The sequence below is a fragment of the Mucilaginibacter sp. Bleaf8 genome, from assembly GCF_018390515.1.
In the GTDB taxonomy this organism is placed as follows: Bacteria; Bacteroidota; Bacteroidia; order Sphingobacteriales; family Sphingobacteriaceae; genus Mucilaginibacter.
Map to the genome: position 1 here is coordinate 796722 of NZ_JAHBBK010000001.1, position 21274 is coordinate 817995.

The following is a 21274-nucleotide window of genomic DNA, read 5'->3' on the forward strand; positions in this document are numbered from 1 at the left end:
TTTATTTATTTTTATTTACGAAAATTAATTACGTACCTTTGCAGTCCCAATTGTATTGGGAAAAGGAGACAATTTATTTAATGGCAAAAAAACAAGAAGCAGAAAAAGAATTAAAATCTAAAGAGGCTGAACTGGGAACAGTTACAGCGTCAACAGAAAAAGAAACTATTGAGTCAGAAGCTGATTCAATCTCTATTGATGAAATCAAATCTAAGATCGCAGCTAACAGCAATGATTTTGACTGGGATGCTGACGACAAAAAATTTGGTAACTACAGCGATGCTGACCGTGAGAAATTTGAAGCAATGATTGATGGCACTTTCAGCTCTATCAACCAAGGCGAAATCATCACCGGTACTGTAGTAAACATCAACAACAAAGACGTGGTATTGAACATCGGCTTCAAATCTGATGGTATGGTATCATTGTCTGAATTCCGTGATATGCCTGACCTGAAAATCGGCGACGAAGTTGACGTGTTTGTAGAATCTCAGGAAGATGTTAACGGTCAGTTAGTACTTTCTCGCAAACGTGCTAAAACTCAAAAATCATGGGAGCGCATTAATGATGCATTAACTAACGATGAGATCATCACCGGTTTTGTGAAAAGCCGTACTAAAGGTGGTTTGATTGTAGATATAATGGGCGTTGAAGCCTTCTTACCAGGTTCACAAATTGATATTAAGCCTATCCGCGATTACGATATCTATGTGGGCAAAACTATGGAGTTCAAAGTTGTTAAGATCAACCACGAGTTTAAGAACGTAGTGGTATCGCACAAAGTGCTGATCGAAGACGATTTGGAAAACCAAAAAATTGAAATTGTTGCACGCCTTGAAAAAGGTCAGGTACTGGAAGGTACCGTTAAAAACATTACCGACTTCGGTGTATTCATCGACTTGGGTGGCGTTGACGGCTTACTGCACATTACCGATATTTCATGGGGCCGTATCGAGCATCCGAAAGAAGTATTGGCATTGGATCAAAAAATCAACGTTGTTGTGCTTGATTTCGATGACGAGAAAAAACGTATCGCTCTGGGCTTAAAACAATTAACTCCACACCCTTGGCAAAACCTTGATGAGGCTATCCAAGTAGGTTCACACGTTAAAGGTAAAATTGTTACCGTGGCTGATTACGGCGCATTCCTTGAAATCACTCCAGGTGTTGAAGGTTTGATCCACGTATCAGAAATGTCATGGTCACAAAACCTGCGCAACCCTCAGGAATTCCTGAAAGTAGGTGACGAAGTTGAAGCTCAAGTTTTAACTTTAGACCGCGAAGAGCGCAAAATGTCATTAGGTATTAAACAATTAACGCCTGATCCATGGCAAAACGCTGGCGAAAGATACGCTGTTGGTACACAACACGTAGCCACCGTTAAAAACATGACTAACTTCGGTGTGTTTGTTGAACTGGAAGACGGTATTGACGGCCTGATTCACATCTCTGACCTTTCTTGGTCTAAAAAAGTAAATCACCCTAACGAATTCACTAAAGTAGGTGAAAAATTAGACGTGGTTGTTTTAGAGCTGGATATCGAAAACCGCAAACTGAGCTTAGGCCACAAACAACTGGAAGAAAACCCTTGGGATACTTTCGAAACTATCTTCACCGTTGATTCAGTTCATGAAGGTACAGTATTGAAAGTAACTGATAAAGGTGCAGTTGTAGCTTTACCTTACGGTGTTGAAGGCTTTGCGCCTACCAAACACCTGGTGAGAGAAGACGGCAAATCGTTAAAAGCTGACGAAACTGCTGAATTCAAAATCATCGAGTTCGGTAAAGATAACAAACGTATCGTTATCTCTCACTCACGCATCTGGGAAGATCTACGTGCTGAAGCAAGAGTTCAGGACTTTGAGAACCGCAAAAAAGAAGCGAAAGCTGCTAACAGTGCTGTGAAAAAAGTGAAAGAATCAGTTGAAAAATCAACCTTAGGTGATCTGAGCGTATTGGCTCAACTGAAAGAGCAGATGGAAGGTGCTGAAAATCAAGCACGCAAATCTAACGACGAAAACAAATAGTCATTAAATAAATTCCTCTTTTAAAGGCCTGCGCTTTTGCGCAGGCCTTTTTTATTGTCAAAAATTCTTCTTTAAATTGCTGGTCCGAATTAGCCCGTACAAAGGTTACCAAGGAACCTAACCCATACCGTAAGTGGCTGCCTCATAAAACCATATAAAAAAACAAGGAACACGCTCACATGTATTAATACAATATTCACTTTTCAACGCTTACAAAGGTTTTACAAACTACAGGCATGGGTAATGATATTTTTTATACCTTTGCCAAAACCTACCGAAACGATGCAAAACTTAACGTTGCTTGACGGTCAGAAATTTCAGATCACTATACAGCGCCTTTGCCGGCAGCTCATCGAAAACCATAACGATTTTTCGGATTCCGTAATTATTGGCATACAACCCCGGGGCGTTTACCTGGCCCGCCGCGTAGCCGAAGAACTTCAAAAGATACTTAACAAACCCATTATGCAGGGCGACCTGGACATCACCTTTTACCGTGATGACTTCCGCCGCCGCGAAACACCGCTGGTACCCAATCAAACCCGTATTGACTTTATAATTGAAGGCAAGAAAGTGATTTTGATGGATGATGTACTGTGGACCGGTCGTACCATTCGCGCCGCTATGGATGCCATGCTGGCATTTGGCCGCCCCGGCAAGGTAGAACTGCTTACCCTGGTTGATCGTCGCTATTCGCGCCACATACCAGTCATGGCCGATTATGTGGGCATTGAAGTGGATTCTATTGCTTCGCAAAAAGTGGTGGTAAGCTGGAAAGAAACCGATCAGGAAGACAAAATTGTACTGGTATCAGAAAATGCCTGAAACTGAATTTTAGAATTAACGAACTTATATATACTAACTCCGCAATCGAACATTCGATTTCCGAAATATAAACAATGGCAGGGCTAAGCACACGACACTTATTAGGAATTAAAGATTTAAACCGTAATGATATTGAACTGATTTTTGAAACGGCCGACAACTTTAAATCGGTTATTAACCGGCCTATCAAAAAGGTACCTTCGTTGCGGGATGTAACCATTGCCAACGTCTTTTTTGAAAACTCCACCCGTACACGCTTGTCGTTTGAACTGGCCGAGCGCCGCCTGTCGGCCGATACGCTGAACTTTGCGGCTTCCTCATCGTCAGTAAGCAAAGGCGAAACACTGATTGACACGGTAAACAATATCCTGGCCATGAAAGTGGATATGGTGGTAATGCGCCACCCCTATGCTGGTGCCGGCATATTTCTGTCAAAACACGTAAAGGCACAAATTGTAAACGCTGGCGACGGCGCACATGAACACCCTACACAGGCACTGCTGGACGCTTTTTCCATCCGCGAAAAGTATGGCGATGTAGCAGGTAAAAAAGTTGTGATTGTTGGCGACGTATTGCACTCGCGTGTGGCTTTATCCAACATACTTTGCCTTAAGCAATTAGGCGCCGAAGTGATGGTATGCGGCCCTACTACGCTTATCCCAAAATACATTGGCTCATTAGGTGTCAAAGTAGAACACGATTTAATTAAAGCCCTTAACTGGTGCGATGTAGCCAACATGCTACGCATCCAGCTGGAGCGTCAGGATATTAAATACTTCCCTTCCCTGCGCGAGTACAGCATGCTGTACGGCTTAAACAAGCAGATACTGGATAACCTGGATAAAGAAATCACCATCATGCACCCCGGTCCTATCAACCGCGGTGTGGAAATTACCAGCGATGTAGCCGACAGCAAGCAATCTATCATCCTCGATCAGGTAGAAAATGGTGTAGCTGTGCGTATGGCCGTACTGTACCTGCTGGCCGGTCAGGGCGCATAATCTTTATATTGAAACATGGCAAAGGCTTAATGGCATGTGCTTACGTAAGCATACTATTAAGCCTTTTTTGTAGGGTTGGCCCTTTCCACTCTTGAAACAACTGCAAACAAAGAAGGCAACCATTGGGTTGCCTCTCTGTCGTGTAATAGGTTGTTATCGCTTAATCTTTCTTTTCTTCTGCAGCAGTTTCCTTAACTGGTTGCCCATCCCGAATTTCATCTGTTGCAGTCTTAACCAACTTGTCACCGGCATTAAGTTCTTTACTGTAAATTTCTATACCTTCTTTACCTTGCAGGCCTTTTTGTACATCAATCCATTGTGCACGTCTATTGGCATCAATACGGATCACAAACACACGTTCGGTTGATTGCACCACAGCACTGCCGGGCACTACAAATGTGCTGTCTTTTGTTTTAAGTGGAACGCTTACTTCGGCATACATACCGGGCAGTAATTTTTTGCTATTATTTTCCACATCCATTTCCAAACGCTCTGAACGCAGGCGGGCATCGAGCGAACCAGCCATACGCTTGATACGGGCTTTGAAGTTTTGGTTAGGTAATGCTCGCACTGTAAAATCAACTTCACCCTGATTGCTTAATCCGCCGGTATTTATCTCCGGCACGGAAATGATCAAACGGAGTTTCTTTTGCTGTTGTATAACCATTAATGGCAGTGCCGAGCCCTGCCCTGCCGGGCCAACATAAGCCCCCATGCTGGCATTACGTTCAGATACTACGCCATCAAATGGCGCCCTGATTTGCAGATAGGTTAAGTTGGATGCAATTTCCTGGTAGGATGCTTTGGCGGCTTCCAGGTTGGCATAGTCAGCTTTTTTACGGGCTTCGGCCTGGTCAATATCATTCTGGGCAATGGTACCCGGCGTTTTGCTGGTGTTGTATAAACGATCGTAGTTGGCTTTACTGGCCAGATACAATGCCTCCTGCTGGCGTATACGCGCTTTGGCCGAATTGAGCTGAGAATTAATTTCGGGTGCCTCCAGTTGGATAAGCAACTGCCCCTTGCGCACTTCCGACCCAACATCGGCCAGGTACTGCTTTACATAGCTATTAATTTTGGCATACAAGTTTACCTGTTGAAAAGGGGCCAGCTCGCCGGGCACCTGCAGGTTCGACGACAGCTTGCCTTTGGTAAGCGTTACTACTTGTACGGGCGGCACTTCAATATCCTGTTGCTGGCGCTGCGCTTCTTGCTTTTCTTCTTTTTCTTTTTCATCTGAATGGCAGGCCGTGAAACTCAGCGTAGCTGCAGCCAATAATACAGAACAGATATATGTATGATTCAGAACTTTCATTGTTATGGAACTGATGATGGTATGAATGATTATTTATTGCAATTGTTACGATTTAATTTCCTGCCGGCTGTACAACTTTTGCTGTTGATCCGTGATGTGCAGGTACATAGTATTTGCTTTCCTCGTCTTCCGGATCAAGCGATACCGATTGCGTGGTTGTGTTACCTTGCACCCAGGCAAATACCAACGGCAAGATAAGCAGCGATGCGAGGGTGGAAAACAGCAATCCGCCAATAACCGCACGGCCAAGTGGCGAGGTTTGGTCGCCACCTTCGCCCAGGCCAGACGCCATCGGAATCATACCCACAATCATGGCCAAACTGGTCATTAAAATCGGGCGTAAGCGCAGAGCCACTGCCTCGCGGGCTGATTTCAAAGCATCGCCGTTAAACTTGCGCAGTTCTTCGGCATTGGTAATCAGTAATACCGCGTTGGAGATAGACACCCCGACGGACATGATCATCCCCATGTACGATTGCAGGTTCAGGGTAGCGCCGGTAGACATTACCAACAGAAGTGATCCAAAAATTACTGCAGGAACGGTTGACAATACCACAAACGACATTTTAAACGATTGGAAATTAGCTGCCAGCATAAGGTAAATCACCAAAATGGCAATCATTAAGCCCGACTGTAAGCTACCCAGCGTATCGGTAAGGGTTTGCCCTAAACCGCGCGGCTCAATAGTTAACCCGCGGGGCAGTTCGCCTAACGATTTAATTACTTTCTGCACATCATCCGTAGCGGTACCCAGATCCATCTTGTTCAAGTTGGCTGTTACCGAAATAGTTGGGATAGCGCCTATATCATCATTTTCGCCATAAGTGGTATCTACTTTCACATCGGCTACATCTCCTAATACCGGACGTCGCTGATTGGCAGTTACCGGTATCTCGCGTATATCGTTCACACTCGCCATCTGGTATTCGGGTACCTGCACTTGTACGTTATAGCTCAAACCTACTTTTTCATCCAGCCAAACGTTTTTTTCGGTAAAGCGAGACGATGAGGTGGATGCGGTTAACGAGCGGGAGATATCGCCCAGCCCTAACCCTAATTGTGCAGCACGCACACGATCAATATTGATGTTGATAGAGGGGTACTTAAACGACTGGGCTATCTGCACATCGCGCATGTAGTTAATTTGTTTCAGCTTTTCAAGTACTTTGTAAGCATAAACCACATTCTGCTTTTTGTTTTTTCCGGATATAGCCACCTCAACCGGTGTTGGCGAACCCTGACTCAGGATTTTATCCGTCAGCTCAATAGGCTCAAACGATAATTTGACGTTAGGCAGCGCTTTGTGCATACGCGCCCTGAAATCTTCTTTTACATCATCCAGATTACCTTCAAATTCTTCGCTTAGGTTTACCTGCATAACCGCCTCATGCGGGCCGGCCATAAACAGATATATCGGACTGGTTGAAAACTGCGACGGGTGCGCGCCCACAAATGCTGATGTAACGGCTATTTTATCTTTGCCCACCATATCGCCCAGCACTTTCAGCGCTTTTACAGTGATGGCCTCGGTACGCTCCAAACGGGTACCATCGGGCGCACGCAGGCGCACCTGGAAAGTGCCTGAGTTTACTTTAGGTAACACATCGCGGCCTATGGTGGTAAACAGCAACAAAGCTAAACCAATTGCTACCACAGCATAAACGCCTACAATCAGCTTACGGTGCGGCAGCATGCTATCCATCCAGCGGATAAAACGGAACCTGAATTTATCAAATTTTGTTTGCTTACCACCATGATCTTCCATGGCATGTTTAATCATTTCTTCTTTTTCTTCCTCTTCATTGCCTTCATCTTCCAGCGCAAAGTTTTTCTTTTCATGCTCGTTCTTCATGATCCAGTTGGCCATGATGGGCACGAAGGTTTGCGCCAGAAAGTATGAGGTGATCATGGAAAACCCTATAGCCAGCGCCAGCGGCAAGAACAGCGCGCCCGGAATACCCTTCATGGTGAAGGCCGGTGCAAACACTGCCAGGATACAGAACAGAATCAATAATTTCGGGAAAGCAATCTCCTTACAAGCATCCCAGATAGCAAGGGCCTTGGGCTTACCCATATCAAAGTGCTGGTGTATATTTTCGATAGTCACCGTCGATTCATCCACTAAAATTCCGATGGCCAGCGAAAGGCCGCTCAGCGTCATGATATTAATGGTTTGGTGGAACAGCGACAGGAACAATATACCGGATATGATGGATGCCGGAATCGTGAGGATTACGATTAACGCCCCACGTTTATCGCCTAAAAATAACAATACCATTAAACCGGTAAGCACTGCGCCGATGGCGCCTTCTTCGGCCAAACTTTTTACGGCGTTGATTACATATACTGATTGGTCGAACTCGTAAGACAGCTTCACATCCTCTGGCAACAGGCTCTGGAAGCGCGGTATGGCTTTTTTCAGATTCTGAACCACTTCCCAGGTTGATGCGTCGGATGATTTGGTGATAGGCAGGTATACCGAACGTTTGCCGTTAATGAGAGCGTAGCTGCTGGTGATATCCGCACCGTCTTCCACAGTGGCTACGTCACGTAAAAACAAGGTTTGCACACCGTTACGGTATAGCGGTATATTGCCAAAATCGGGAATGGTTTTGATAGAAGTATTGCTTGGCGTTAGATAGTTGTAATCGCCAATGCGCACGTTACCAGCCGGACTGTTTTGGTTGTTCTCTCGCAGGGCGGTTACAATCTGGTCGGGTGTAAGGTTGTGCGAGCGTAGCAGTTGGGGGTCGACCTTAATCACTACCGTACGTGTATTACCACCGAACGGCGCCGGTGCCACTAACCCCGGAATAGAGGTAAACGATGAACGCACGTATACGTTAGCCAGATCGAGTAACTCATTATTGCTGCGCTTAGGACTGCTTAACACCAGTTGCCCCACCGGCAGCGTTGAGGCATCAAACCGCAAAATGAACGGCGGCTGTGTACCGGGCGGAAAAATGGCCTGGGCCCGGTTGGTATAGCCTGTAACCTCCGCGGCGGCCTGGGCCATGTTGGTGCCCTCGTAAAAAGTTAGCTTAATTAATGTTATACCCTGAATGTTACGGGTTTCGATACTTTTAACCCCCGAAACGTACAGCAGCAAATTCACATACTGCTTACCAAAGTACGATTCCATTTGGCTTGGTGTGTAACCGCCATAAGGGTGTGATATGTAAATAACCGGCAGATTAAGATCCGGAAAGATATCGATCTTGATGCTCCGAACGGCGTTAAGACCGAAGAAGAACATCCCGGCCACCAGCACCAGGATGGTGATGGGCCGGCGTAGTGCAAATCTGATTAATCCCATTTATGATAGATAGTATGGAGAATGCTTAAAAATTATTGATAAACAGGTCAAAGTCGCCGGTTGATGCTGCTTTGTAAAGCAGGGCCTGCCAAACGTTATTATACGCTATGTAATTGTTGGTTTCGGCACGATATAGCGTAAACAGCGCCTGTTGCAAATCGGTAATGTTGGCCAGGCCGTTACGATACAAGGTTGTTTTTTGAATATAGGCATCGCTGGCCGCCTTAATTTGCTGCGGTGCTTCTACCGAATTGCGCAAGGCATTATTGATGCGCGTTTCGGCCAGGGCCTGTTGGTTTTGCAATTGCTGGCTTACCTGATTGTACTCATCCTGGTATTGCAGCGAGGTGAACTTTTGCGACTGTACCTGATATTTTGTACGGAACAAACTGGTAAAGTTCCAAACGGTAGCAACGCCAACAAGGTAATTATAGCGGGTTGGATTAATACCACTGGTATAGCTGCTGGTATAAGCAATGGGCTCATTAGTAACCACCGGCTGAAAACCCGACCCCCTGCCCTGAAACACACCAAACAAGCTGAATGTTGGCAAAGCAAAAGTACGCAGATACTTAACTTGCTCGTTGCTTACATTGATGCGGTTGCGATAATATTGTAGCACCGGGTGATTATCCAAATTAACTTTTGATGCCGGATCGGGCGCCGCAGGATTTTTGACTATGAAGGTACTGTCCAAAGCAAAATCCGGCGGCGGTGTGGCTAAACCTAAATACTGGGAAAGCTGATTTACCTGCTCCTGCTCGTTTTGCTGGGCGTTGGTAAGCTGTATGCGTGCGTTGGAGACTTCGGCATTGGCCAGTGATGAATCCACACCAGGGTTTAATCCATTGGTTACACGAGCTACCACCACGCGGCGTATTTCGAGCGTACGGTTCAGGTTATCATTTTGTACCTTAACCAGGCGCTGGGCGGCCAGCAAATTTAAGTAAGCGGCAGCTATCCTTATTTCATGCTGAAATTGCTGCTGACCAAGATCGGCTTTATCCCGGTTTACCACATTCTGCTGCACCTTGATTTTTTCGAGCGCACGCCCAAAGGTGAAAAAGTCCCAATTTACGTTGGTAAGATACAATGCACCAAAAGCTGCATTCCAATTTTGGTTTGGCTGTGCCGGCCCTGACGATGATACTGCCAAACCACGATAGCCGTACAACGGGCCGTTTTGCCCATTGATGGTACCATAATCCTGCTGGGCACTAAAATTCCAGTCGGGCAGGTATTCGGTTTTGGTTTCTTTTAAGTAAGACTGTGAAGCTTTGAGCTGATTTTGCCGCGCCTGTATAGCCGGGTAATTATCTAAGCCTAATTGTATGGCCTCTTTCATTCCCAATTGCTGATTTTGGGTTTGGCTGTGTGCAGGAACAGTTAGTGCAGATATACCGAGGGCAAAAACCGCAGAAATTGAAATTCTGTTAAACATTGGGTTGATTTTTTACCGATAGCAAAAGTAAAGGTAAGGCCTATATGAATTAAATGAATTAAATTTGTGCTACTTATTAGTATTTGTAATATGAATGTTGCACTGCATCATTTTAGGCTGGTTGATACCATATTTAAAGAAGGCACTTTAACCAAGGCTGCGGCTTCTTTGCATCTTACGCAATCGGCATTAAGCCATCAGTTAAAAGAGCTGGAAAGCGCATTGGAAGTGGAGGTTTTTCACCGCCAGGGCAAACGGCTGCACTTGTCCGAAGAGGGCTTTCGTTTTTTAAAGAGCGCGGAACGTATCTTAAACGAAATCAAATCGTTAGAAGAAGATATACACAATTTTAAGAATGGAAAAACGGGCAAGCTAAACATCAGTATGCAGTGCTATACGGCCTATCATTGGCTGCCCGGCATCATCAAGCACTTCAAGACCCAGTGGCCTGATGTGAATATTGAAATCGTGTCGGATGCTACCCGCCGGCCGCTCGAATACCTGTTGCGTGGCGATCTGGATATAGCCATTGTGCGCACACAGATGGTAAACAACAAGATCATTTACGAACCTATTTTTGACGACCGAATTACAATCGTAGTACCCGATGACCACCCCTTTGCCCGGAAAAGTAACATACAAGTTACAGACTTCGAAAACCAGGAGCTGATTTTGCCCTTGTATGACCCCTCTTATCAGGACACGCCGGTGTTTGAAAGCCTGTTGCAGGTGCACCAAGTGAAACTGAAAAATATGCACCGTATACACTATACTGATGCTGTAATTGAAATGGTGAAAGCCGGACTGGGCGTTACCGTAATGGCCGACTGGATTGTGAAACCTTATTTAAACGGTAGCAACCTGGTAGCCTTGCCCCTCCCCGAGGCCATCAGCCAGCGCACCTGGTATGCGGCTACCTGCCGGCAAACGCCTGCCATTCAAAACTTTTTGCATTGCCTCAAGTTGCATTTTGCAGGTAAGCTGGAGCAGCAGGACAGTGCGGTGTTGGCAGTATGAAAATAAAGAAGCTAATCCAATAATGTAAATCGATTTTTATCAATCGCTATTTTGCAGATACAAGGTATTTGCGCCGCAGCCACAATGCTACATTCACCAAGGCGATTAGTGCAGGCACTTCTACCAGTGGACCTACCACACCTGCAAATGCCTCCCCCGAATTTATACCGAACACGCCGATAGCGACAGCTATGGCCAGTTCAAAATTATTGCCGACAGCCGTAAAAGCAATGGCTGTATTGCTGCCATAATCAGCACCCAAGTACTTACCGATAAGAAAGCTGGCTATAAACATTAGGGCAAAGTAAATGCCCAAAGGTATAGCAATACGCACTACATCAAAAGGAATTTGCACAATAAGGTTACCTTTTAAGCTAAACATCAAAACAATTGTAAATAGCAAAGCCAGTAAAGTAATGGGCGATATTAAGGGTATAAATCTATCTTGAAACCATTCTTTGCCTTTTAACTTCAACAAACCATATCTGCTAACAATGGCAGCAAAAAACGGTACGCCCAAGTATAAGCCTACAGATTGCGCAATTTGGCCGATACCGATGTTAACCACCATTCCTTTGAGACCCAGCCATGCGGGCAATACGGTAATGAAAAACCAAGCATACAAACTATACAGTAATATTTGGAATATACTGTTTAATGCCACTAAACCGGCGGCATACTCCCGGTTCCCCTCGGCCAGCTCGTTCCATACAATTACCATTGCAATGCAGCGGGCAATCCCGATTAAAATAAGACCCACCATGTAAGCCGGATAATTATGCAAAAACATAACTGCCAAGCCAAACATCAGCACCGGACCGATTATCCAATTGAGCAACAAAGATGCAGTTAAAATTATCGTATTTTTGAACACCTCGCCTAATGCCTCATAACGCACCTTAATTAGCGGCGGATACATCATAAGTATTAATCCGATAGCTAAAGGTATGTTCGTAGTACCGCTCGAGTAAGAATTGATGAGCGCAGGTATGGCAGGTAATGTGTTGCCAATAAATACGCCTATAGCCATGGCGGCAAATATCCAAAAGGTAAGGTACCTGTCAAGAAAGCTTAGCCGCCTGCGGTTAGCGGCCGGAGCACAGTTGGTAATACTCATGCTTCCTGAACATGCTTTTCAATGAACTCCCGGCAATAGGTTTTAATCATTTCCCTTACCCGGCTAAATTCCAGCATTATCTCATCATCACTACCAGTAGCCTTCGCTGGATCCGGGAAGTTGTGATGAAAACGCTGGGCCTTTGTAGGGAAGTATGGGCAACGCTCCTGAGCGTTATCACAAACGGTTATCACATAATCGAAAGGTACATTCACGTACTCGTTTACATGATTGGATGTATTGGCCGATATATCAATTTCATCCAAAGCCATAACTTTAATGGCTTTAGGATTCACCCCATGCGTTTCAACTCCGGCGCTGTAAACCTTAGCTCTTCCCTGTACGAAGTGCTTTAAATACCCCTCGGCAATCTGGCTGCGACAACTATTGCCGGTGCATAACACTAAAATATTTTTCATGAAAAATTATATTCAAACCAACTAACAACAACCCGAACCAGGCATACATGCCGACGGATTAACAGCAAGATTAACTAATTGAATTTTAGGCTTTACTTCTACTGCGGGAGTGCAGCACTCCTCACCCTGCTCATTGGTACCGCAGCTACCACCGCGTTCAATGGCTTTGCATTGAACCGCGTCGGGGCGCAGGTCAACAATCAAGTTTTCACCATATACAATAATGTCTTTAGGCAACATATGCCGTGTCTCAAACCCCGCGTTGCCAAACTCAATCTTTACGATGCCGTTTGGATTTAGTGGCAATGACTTTTCAACCAGTTCGATAATAGACAATGCTTTGCTTACTTTCATGGCAGCCTCCTTTTCTTCATTCTGCGGCTCCCATAGCTGTACAATAATTTCGGTCCATGCGTTCATCACGCCGCCACAATCAACCGAGGAAATTGGCGCCTGCTTAATTTCGGTAATGTGATAAGCAGCATTTACCCATATATTTTCCGCATACTGAAATTGTAAGGTGAGTTCCGGCTCCAAAAGCAGGTGCTGCTTAAATGTTTCCCAATTCATAGCTGATATATTCATATCTATTGTAATATTACGATTAATTATTCCAAAAAATTTTAGCAGCAGTTGCTACCGCCTTTATAAGATTTAAAGAACTGGCTTAACTCGCTCTGCAAGGCGGCCCATGCTTTAGGTTCAATGCAGTAACAAACACTGGTACCTTCTATAGTACCTTGAATTATGCCTGCGTTTTTCAGCTCTTTCAAATGCTGAGAAATAGTTGCCTGCGCTAAGCCCAACTCTTCCACCAAATCGCCGCAAATGCAGGCGTTTGCTTGTATTAAATGTTGCAAAATGGCAATCCGCGCCGGATGCGCCAACGCCTTCAGCATGTTGGCCAGCCGGTTTTGCTGTTTTGAAAAAATCTCACTTTTTGTGGTTCCCATTACATCGCAATATTACGATTAATTATATTAACTGCAAATCATACCTACAGTTTTCCTGGTTATCCACCATAACTATGAATTCATGATTTGCTTCGCTACATTCTGCCCGCTGGTCAGGGCAGCTTCTACGGTGCCCATAGCTGTGCCGCTGTACATATACTCACCGGTAAAAAACAAGGTGTCCTCAACGGGTTGACTCAGTACTTTTAATGCATCGGGAGTATCTATAGTATCATAAGCATACGACCCGCGGGTGTAAGGTTCGGCTGTCCAATTGGCAACATGCCAGGCAACAAGCTGCTCCTTTAATCCGTCAACGCTGCGGTTAAAAATATTGCTTAATGATTGTAACGCGTTGGTCAATACCTCTTCCGGCGATAATGCTTTCCATTCCTCCGCGGGTGTGCCGCCCAGCCAACCAGTCAGTAATGGCACATGCGCAGGAGCTTGTGTCCACCAGGTGGGTATCTGTTCATCAGAAAACAAAAACAGCATATCCTTCAAGCTCTCACCTGCCAGTTGCTCCGTAATCTCATCTTCCCAAAAAGCATTATCAAACTGCAGCAAAACTTTAATGATAGCTCCGAAGCCCATTTTTTGTATTGCTTCGGCCTGCGCAACAATTGGCGGGTAAAATGTTACGGCGCCCTGTTGGTTTGCCGGTGCCTGCAGTACCCCTAAAGGCAAGGCTATAATTACTTTATCAGCTTCGTAACTGTTTTGTTCCGCAGTAATAACTTTTGCATTGCCTTGCTGCCAATGCAGTTCTGTTACCGGCTCGTTCAGGTAAATCTGCCCGTTATTTGCTTTAACTTCATTGGCTAAATACTGTATCAGCGCACAATAACCACCTTCAATACGGTATTGATGTTCGTCGTCCTCGTGTAGCCATTCGTTGCGCAGGGCCAGCATGCTTACTCTGGCCGGGTCGCTGGTATCGTAGCCGGCGGCGTAGCGGCGTACAGAGGTTTTTAGTTCCTCGAATTTGATATCGGTAAAATGAGTTTCCAGAAAAGCATCCAGCGTAGTATCTTCTTTCAAAGCGTTCAGCTTTTTCATGAGCAGGTCCCACCCCTCAATCATACCGGCATTTTTGGTAAAAGTACCATTACGGTACTGCCACATTTCGCCATCTATGGGGCTGTAACCGATGCCTGCCTGCTGTAATAATTCAAGCGTAACGGGCAGCTGCCCATGCACAAATTCGGCTCCCACTTCAGCCTGCTTAAAAAACAAGGAATTACCAAGGGTATGTATCCTGCCACCGGTACGGTTGCATGCTTCCAGTACGGTTACCTGTTTACCGGCTTTGGCCAAAGTATAGGCCGCCATCAGTCCTGCCGCACCTGCGCCAATAATGAGTACGTCTGCTTTTTCCATAGATGTGTAGATGCGTGCAATTTATAAATAATTTTATTAGGATGAAGGTCCGGCAACTGTAACCATACTATAATTATTATTTGCCTCAAATCTTTCATTTTCCTTATCATTGTTACTTAGAATACCTGAACTGCCATGAATGTAAAAGTAATAGCCTTTGATGCAGATGATACCCTGTGGGTGAATGAACCTTACTTCAGAGACACAGAAGAGAAGTTTTGCAGCATGTTTGGTGAGTACCTTTCGCAGCATAATATTGAGCGCGAGCTACTGCAAACCGAAATCAAAAACCTGTCATTATACGGTTACGGTATCAAAGGTTTTACGCTTTCGATGATTGAGGCGGCAATTAACATCACCAGCGGCCGGTTAAGTACCGAAGCAACCGAACGCATACTGGCCTTAGGTAAAGAAATGCTAAACCGCCCGGTTGAACTATTGGAGGATGTTGAGCAGGTGTTACAAGCCCTGCAACCACACTACCGCCTGGTGGTTGCCACCAAAGGCGATTTGCTGGATCAGGAACGTAAGCTTAAAAAGTCGGGACTGGCGCATTACTTTCATCATATAGAAATCATGTCCGAAAAAGATGAGGCCAGCTATCAGAAACTGATACGCCACCTGGACATACAGCCGCAGGAGCTGGTGATGATCGGCAACTCCCTCAAATCGGATATTTTACCTGTGCTTCAAATTGGCGGGCACGCCATACATGTACCCTATCACACCACCTGGATCCATGAAATGATTGACAGTCAGGTTGAGCATGAGAACTTCAAGAGTGTAGATCGCATACAGGAGGTATTGCCTTACTTGTTATCAAATAATTAATACCAACCTATTAGTTCCCGACCACTTTAACAAAGCTAAACGGCACCGCTTTTAAAGTATATCCTCTTTTGCGCAGCAGGGCTATCAACCCGTCTTTGCCCCCTAAGTGGCCGCTGCCTACTGCTATCATGATGCTTTGCTTACCCAGCAGGTTAACCATACGGTTGGCCATTACCAGGTTGCGTTTAACAATCAGTGTCTCGTTAAAGTCGGCATCGATAGGCAGGTTTTCGTTCATTGCGGTCATCATGTGTTCGATATCCTGCTTCACGTAAATTTCTGTAATCTTACGTATGGCTATATCGGGCGATACATAACTCTGCAGCATATCTTTCAGCATTCTGACCTGAGTAGCCATAGGGATCGCATCTATAGCATGCAACTGCTTCGCTACCGTTTCCAGTCCGCCAACAGAATCGTTGAGTTGCTGAGCTCGTTTGTACATTTCCATATCTATAGCCACCGCTTTACCGTTATTCATTAAAAATGCCGAAAGGAAAATCGGTTTCACCCGGTAAGCATTATTACCCAACATCTGCATCATAGGCGATGTTTTTATTACTTCTTGCAACTTGTGCAACGATGCGGTATCCAGTACTTTATCCAGGCGCTGTGTGCTGTCGGTAATCATTATACTGCTCATCATTTCCATCGGGTTTACTTTGCCAAAATCAAGCTCAAAGTATACCTGTTTGGTCTCGCTGAGCTTGGCTAAAACGGATTGCGGCACGCGGTAAAGCGTAGTATCGAACAGGTGTATGGTACCATACAGGTAAGTAGGTTGCTTAATGCCCCTGCCTGTAACTTGCCATAGTAATCCCTTTTGCTGAGCACTTACAGAAGCAAAATTAAATACGGTAATAACCAGAGAAATAAATATTATTATGACGGGCCGGAAATGATTCATATACTGATTTTACGAATGAATGCTGATAGTTATCACCATAAACATCCAGATAATTTATTGGTTAAACAAATGTAAAAGCTGTATCGGGTGTAAATATTTAGTGTGATTAACGCCCGGTTTTACTATTTTTGATATCCATGCTACCCATTACCAACCATTCGCTCGAAAAATTAGAAAACCTGCTGAAATGCTCGGGGTACAAGGTGCGTTACGAAAAAGGCAACTTTAAAACCGGTGCCTGCCTGCTGCAAAACAGCCGCATGATTGTGGTAAACAAGTTCTCGAACCTGGAAAGCAAGATACAGGCAGTATTAGAGCTGATCAGGCAATTGGAGTTTGATTATAAACAACTGGACGATAAACAGCTGTCACTTTTACAACAAATTAAACAAACCGAACTGCAGCTGTGATTATAACATTTTTAGGAACCGGAACATCACAGGGCGTACCTGTAATTGCCTGCGGCTGTGAGGTATGTACCTCCACAGATAAGCACGATAAGCGACTGCGCACTTCTATACTGATTGAGGCCGAAGGCAAAACCATTGTTATAGACAGTGGTCCTGATTTCAGGTATCAGATGCTGCGCGAGGGCGTTAAGCACCTGGATGCTGTGGTGTTTACCCATGAGCATAAAGACCATACCGCCGGGCTGGACGATATACGCGCCTTTAATTATTTTCAGCAAGAGGCTATGAATGTATATGCCGTGCCTCGTGTGCAGGAATCGTTAAAGCGGGAATTTGCCTATATTTTTGCCGAGTACAAATATCCGGGCATCCCCGAACTTAACCTGCATACTATTGGCCTTGAACCATTCAACATTGGCCCTGTAAAGCTTACCCCTATCGAGGTGCTGCACTACAAGCTGCCGGTGCTGGGTTTCCGTATAAAGGACTTCACATACGTTACTGATGCCAAAACCATTAGTCCGAAAGAAAAAGAAAAAATCAAGGGCACTAAAGTATTGGTAATAAATGCACTGCAAAAGGAAAGCCATATATCCCATTTCACCCTGGGTGAGGCCATAGCTTTTGCCCATGAAATTGACGCCGAAACTACTTACTTAACGCATATTAGTCACCGTTTGGGTAAGCACGCCGATGTGTGTAAGGAATTGCCGCCAAATATTAAGCTGGCTTATGACGGCCTGAAGTTGGAGCTATAAATCATTTTTGATAAACAAGAACGCCTCACTGAATATTCTCAATGAGGCGTTCTTGTTTATGTATACGCTTTAGCCTATCGTAAGTCTACCACTTCTACACCCGGATGCGCTTTGGGGTTAAAGGTAAATACATTGTCAGCAGCCGGCACGTTTGGCGTAAAGCTGCGGATATTGTAATTATAACGGCTACCGCTTTTATCATAAAGCTCCGCACTGTAAATCTGGCTTTTGGCCTTATCAATCAGCAGCTTTATTTTAAATATGGTCTGCTTCGGATCAGTTGGCGTAAGTTCTATGCCCTGGTATATTTTGCCAGCCTTTTTAACATCACCTGTATATAAGTACTTGTAACCTTTTTGGTATAAGTTAAACAACTGAGCCGGGTTCAAGCCGCTTGCACTGTTGTCGGCATCACTTACCTGCACCTCTTTGTCTTTCGGCACATAAGTCCACTGTATTTTACCATCATTTATAATTTCCTGCGCCGGTGTGGTTTTGTTGCCGGGCGCATAAACGGAAAGTTTGTATTTACCAGCCTTGGTTTTGGTGATCAACGTTCCGCTTTGCGTTTCGTTCAACCCTGCCTGCGGGTTGGATATTCCGATAGTAAAATCAGTTTTTACCGCATCGTATGAGCGGTATTTCTGGCTTACTTGTGCTAATATTTTACCGGCAGCAGCATCTTTTTGTGCAAATGCACCGGTAACGGTAGCTGCCGAAAGCAGCATGCTAAAAATCAGTTTTTTCATATGTATGCCTTATGCCTGTACGTTTATACAGTAAATTTACTGTGTTAGAACGCGCAGGCACCTATAAGGTTTAACGGCCCGAACCTTTCTGTAGTTCTTCCAGGTGTCGCTCTAAGCTATATTCATCCGGGTATAACACCTCGCGGGCCTTGCTACCCTCGAATGGACCCACAATACCGGCAGCTTCCAGCTGATCGATAATACGGCCGGCACGGTTGTAGCCCAGCTTCAGCTTACGCTGGATTAGGGAAGTTGAACCTTGCTGGTGTAATACGATGAGGCGGGCTGCATCCTCGAACATTGGGTCGCGATCATCCGGATCAAAATCCTTCGGACTGTTCTGTTCACCCTCGCCAACATATTCGGGCAGCATCATGGCGCTTGGATAGCCACGTTGATTGCCTATAAATTCAGATATCTTTTCTACCTCCGGTGTATCCACAAAGGCACACTGCAAGCGGATCAAATCACTGCCAGTTGATAGCAGCATATCGCCCCTACCAATCAACTGATCGGCACCGCCCGCATCCAGGATGGTACGAGAATCGATTTTTGACAATACCCGGAAAGCTAAACGAGCCGGGAAGTTAGCCTTAATAGTACCTGTAATAATGTTTACCGACGGACGTTGTGTAGCAATAACCAGGTGAATACCTACCGCACGGGCCAGCTGTGCTAAACGCGCAATGGGCATTTCCACTTCTTTACCGGCCGTCATCATCAAATCGGCAAACTCATCCACAACCAGTACAATGAAAGGTAAAAAGCGGTGGTTGTTCTCGGGGTTCAGCTTACGGTTAATGAACTTGGCATTGTATTCTTTCAAATTACGCACCTGTGCATCTTTCAGCAAATCATATCGCTGATCCATTTCGATACAAAGCGAATTGAGCGTATTAATTACTTTTTTGGTATCGGTAATGATCGCATCTGCCTCATCGGGTAGCTTGGCTAAAAAGTGTCTTTCTATTTTGCGGAACAGGGTTAACTCTACTTTTTTAGGGTCAACCATTACAAACTTCAATTCAGCCGGGTGACGCTTGTACAGCAGCGATACCAGGATAGCGTTTATACCAACCGATTTACCCTGACCGGTAGCACCTGCTACCAGCAAGTGCGGCATCTTGGCCAAATCGGCAATAAATACTTCGTTAGATATGGTTTTGCCCAGTGCAATAGGCAAATCCATTGTGGTGTTCTGAAACTTTTCGGTAGCCAGCACCGAGCGCATGGAAACCATTTCAGGATTTTGGTTTGGCACTTCGATACCGATGGTGCCCTTACCCGGCATAGGCGCAATGATACGGATACCCAAAGCGGCTAAGCTCAGTGCTATATCATCTTCCAGATTTTTGATTTTTGATATACGCACACCCGGCGCCGGAATTATTTCGTAAAGTGTTACCGTTGGGCCAATGGTTGCCTTAATTTTATCAATCTCTATATTGTAATGATTCAGCGTTTCAACGATCTTGTTCTTGTTGGCTTCCAGCTCGCCGGCATCTACACTGATTTTATTACTGCCATAGTTTTCCAGCAATTCCAAGCCCGGATATTTATAAGATGCCAGATCAAGCTTCGGATCGTAGGTACCAAACTTTTCAACCAAGTCATTGGCCGAAACTTCGGGGGCCTGCTCTATAGCCAGTTCAGGCAGCGGGCGGTTTTCTTCTACCGTTAGCGTAATCTCCACTTCGGGTTCCGGCTCGGGGATGATTATTTCAATGTCCTCCTCAATCTCTTCTTCTTCGGCCTGAGCAACAGGCTCGGGTGATAACACGATAGGCTCATGTATCATGGTGTCTGCCAAAACCGTATTTTGCAATACAGAATGCGGCACTACCGGATCATGCACAATGGTTTCGGCTACCGCGGCAACAACCGGCTTGGTAAGCGGATGCTGTTTTAGCCTTTCAGTTGGTACAGCATGCTCGGCTGGCGAAATCGGCATATTATCGCGCATACGGCTATTACCATTTCTGGGCCACTCAACCGGCAGCGAAGGATTTTCTCCTTCCAGTTCCATGTCGTCATCATGTACAGCGTCGGGTACTACGCTTGGCTTAGTCACCGGTTTAACTTTGCGCTCCGGCAGTTTAAAATCTATATTGTAAGCAATAATGAGTGCTGTTAAAGCGGCAAAAATAAGCAAACACCCGGTACCGGCCTGCCCTATCTGGGCATTCAACAAGCGGCTGCTCCAAAAGCCAAACTCCCCTTCCAGGTAATGTGCATAGTCGGTTATAAAACCATGGAAAAAACCAATAGCTACCGAACCGAAAACAAGCCCGAACAAAGAATATCCTAACAGCTTACCTATAGCAAACAACCGTACTTTAAACAATAAGCGGTATCCGATTACGAAAAATACAACTACAAAAAAGTAAGATGCAATGCCAAACCACTGGTACATAAACTGATTAGCCAGTAATGCACCCAATTTGCCGAGCCAGTTATCTACCACAGGATTGGTTATGCCGCCATCCATTAGTTCCTGCTGGGTTTTAAATAAGTTACCCCAGCCGCCGTTTGCCTTACCAACATAGCTTTGATCGTTTTGCCAGGTAAACAGGTAGGATGTAAATGCGATGAGCAGAAAAACAGAAACAACCAGGAACACCAAACCAATTATTTTAATGGCCCGTTCATTTCTTAAATCAAATGAAGGCAGTTTCCTCAACTGAAACTTTACCGCACGCTCACGCTCCGTAGGAACGCTATTGCTCTGGCGTGGCCGGTTCTCATCCTTAAACGAATTTGATTTAAACTGATTTCCTTTTGGCGGCATCTCTATCAACAGTTAAATTA

18 protein-coding genes are annotated in these 21274 nt (G+C 45.1%); 7 read left to right on the forward strand and 11 right to left on the reverse strand.

Annotated elements, in window-relative coordinates; genetic code table 11:
• Nucleotides 1-80 precede the first annotated feature (80 nt).
• The 3 genes from rpsA to KHS38_RS03485 all read left to right on the forward strand — a co-directional run bounded on the left by rpsA (nt 81) and on the right by KHS38_RS03485 (nt 3853).
• Nucleotides 81-2027 (forward strand): 30S ribosomal protein S1, encoded by a 1947-nt coding sequence (gene rpsA, locus KHS38_RS03475; RefSeq protein WP_213487097.1) that lies wholly within the window; start codon nt 81-83, stop codon nt 2025-2027.
• A gap of 282 nt (nt 2028-2309) precedes the next feature.
• A complete protein-coding gene (pyrR, locus tag KHS38_RS03480; protein WP_213487099.1) occupies nt 2310-2852 on the forward strand; it encodes a bifunctional pyr operon transcriptional regulator/uracil phosphoribosyltransferase PyrR in 543 nt (180 codons plus the stop codon).
• A 74-nt stretch (nt 2853-2926) separates the two neighbouring features.
• The gene (locus KHS38_RS03485; protein ID WP_213487101.1) at nt 2927-3853 is read left to right on the forward strand and encodes an aspartate carbamoyltransferase catalytic subunit; all 927 of its coding nucleotides are present in this window, start codon (nt 2927-2929) and stop codon (nt 3851-3853) included.
• A gap of 160 nt (nt 3854-4013) precedes the next feature.
• Here KHS38_RS03485 and KHS38_RS03490 read toward each other — a convergent pair whose 3' ends face one another.
• Genes KHS38_RS03490 through KHS38_RS03500 form a run of 3 tightly spaced genes read right to left on the reverse strand, consistent with a single transcriptional unit; the run spans nt 4014 to nt 9925 of the window.
• A complete protein-coding gene (locus tag KHS38_RS03490) occupies nt 4014-5168 on the reverse strand; it encodes an efflux RND transporter periplasmic adaptor subunit (protein WP_213487103.1) in 1155 nt (384 codons plus the stop codon).
• A 52-nt stretch (nt 5169-5220) separates the two neighbouring features.
• Nucleotides 5221-8484, reverse strand: coding sequence for an efflux RND transporter permease subunit (locus tag KHS38_RS03495; RefSeq protein WP_213487105.1), 3264 nt, complete (start codon nt 8482-8484; stop codon nt 5221-5223).
• A gap of 25 nt (nt 8485-8509) precedes the next feature.
• Nucleotides 8510-9925 carry a TolC family protein gene (locus tag KHS38_RS03500; RefSeq protein ID WP_213487107.1) on the reverse strand — a complete coding sequence of 472 codons (1416 nt, stop codon included), beginning with the start codon at nt 9923-9925 and terminating at the stop codon, nt 8510-8512.
• 90 nt (nt 9926-10015) lie between these two features.
• Between KHS38_RS03500 and KHS38_RS03505 the strand changes: the two genes are divergently transcribed.
• Nucleotides 10016-10942, forward strand: a complete 927-nt coding sequence (locus tag KHS38_RS03505; RefSeq protein WP_213487109.1) for a LysR family transcriptional regulator — start codon at nt 10016-10018, stop codon at nt 10940-10942.
• Nucleotides 10943-10988: 46 nt separating this feature from the next.
• Here the strand turns inward: KHS38_RS03505 and arsB are convergent, their stop codons facing one another.
• The 5 genes from arsB to KHS38_RS03530 all read right to left on the reverse strand — a co-directional run bounded on the left by arsB (nt 10989) and on the right by KHS38_RS03530 (nt 14811).
• Nucleotides 10989-12059, reverse strand: a complete 1071-nt coding sequence (gene arsB, locus KHS38_RS03510; protein ID WP_213487111.1) for an ACR3 family arsenite efflux transporter — start codon at nt 12057-12059, stop codon at nt 10989-10991.
• Nucleotides 12056-12478, reverse strand: coding sequence for an arsenate reductase ArsC (locus KHS38_RS03515; protein ID WP_213487112.1), 423 nt, complete (start codon nt 12476-12478; stop codon nt 12056-12058). Before KHS38_RS03515 ends, arsB begins: the two co-directional genes overlap by 4 nt.
• 21 nt (nt 12479-12499) lie before the next feature.
• Nucleotides 12500-13063 carry a DUF6428 family protein gene (locus tag KHS38_RS03520; RefSeq protein WP_213487114.1) on the reverse strand — a complete coding sequence of 188 codons (564 nt, stop codon included), beginning with the start codon at nt 13061-13063 and terminating at the stop codon, nt 12500-12502.
• Nucleotides 13064-13101: 38 nt separating this feature from the next.
• Nucleotides 13102-13431, reverse strand: coding sequence for an ArsR/SmtB family transcription factor (locus KHS38_RS03525; protein WP_213487115.1), 330 nt, complete (start codon nt 13429-13431; stop codon nt 13102-13104).
• Between the two features lie 72 nt (nt 13432-13503).
• On the reverse strand, nt 13504-14811 hold the full coding sequence (locus KHS38_RS03530; protein ID WP_213487116.1) for a flavin monoamine oxidase family protein: 1308 nt from the start codon (nt 14809-14811) through the stop codon (nt 13504-13506).
• A 135-nt stretch (nt 14812-14946) separates the two neighbouring features.
• Between KHS38_RS03530 and KHS38_RS03535 the strand changes: the two genes are divergently transcribed.
• A complete protein-coding gene (locus tag KHS38_RS03535) occupies nt 14947-15642 on the forward strand; it encodes an HAD family hydrolase (RefSeq protein ID WP_213487117.1) in 696 nt (231 codons plus the stop codon).
• 10 nt (nt 15643-15652) lie between these two features.
• Here the strand turns inward: KHS38_RS03535 and KHS38_RS03540 are convergent, their stop codons facing one another.
• The gene (locus tag KHS38_RS03540) at nt 15653-16549 is read right to left on the reverse strand and encodes a TraB/GumN family protein (protein WP_213487118.1); all 897 of its coding nucleotides are present in this window, start codon (nt 16547-16549) and stop codon (nt 15653-15655) included.
• A gap of 137 nt (nt 16550-16686) precedes the next feature.
• Between KHS38_RS03540 and KHS38_RS03545 the strand changes: the two genes are divergently transcribed.
• A complete protein-coding gene (locus KHS38_RS03545; protein ID WP_213487119.1) occupies nt 16687-16959 on the forward strand; it encodes a hypothetical protein in 273 nt (90 codons plus the stop codon).
• Nucleotides 16956-17717 carry an MBL fold metallo-hydrolase gene (locus KHS38_RS03550; protein WP_213487120.1) on the forward strand — a complete coding sequence of 254 codons (762 nt, stop codon included), beginning with the start codon at nt 16956-16958 and terminating at the stop codon, nt 17715-17717. Before KHS38_RS03545 ends, KHS38_RS03550 begins: the two co-directional genes overlap by 4 nt.
• Before the next feature lie 74 nt (nt 17718-17791).
• On the opposite strand, the gene lolA1 is transcribed toward KHS38_RS03550, so the two are convergent.
• Both lolA1 and KHS38_RS03560 read right to left on the reverse strand, forming a co-directional pair.
• Complete coding sequence (lolA1, locus tag KHS38_RS03555; RefSeq protein WP_213487123.1) at nt 17792-18466, reverse strand: outer membrane lipoprotein periplasmic chaperone LolA1; 675 nt, start codon at nt 18464-18466, stop codon at nt 17792-17794.
• Nucleotides 18467-18536: 70 nt separating this feature from the next.
• Complete coding sequence (locus KHS38_RS03560; protein ID WP_213487124.1) at nt 18537-21254, reverse strand: FtsK/SpoIIIE family DNA translocase; 2718 nt, start codon at nt 21252-21254, stop codon at nt 18537-18539.
• Nucleotides 21255-21274: the final 20 nt, after the last annotated feature.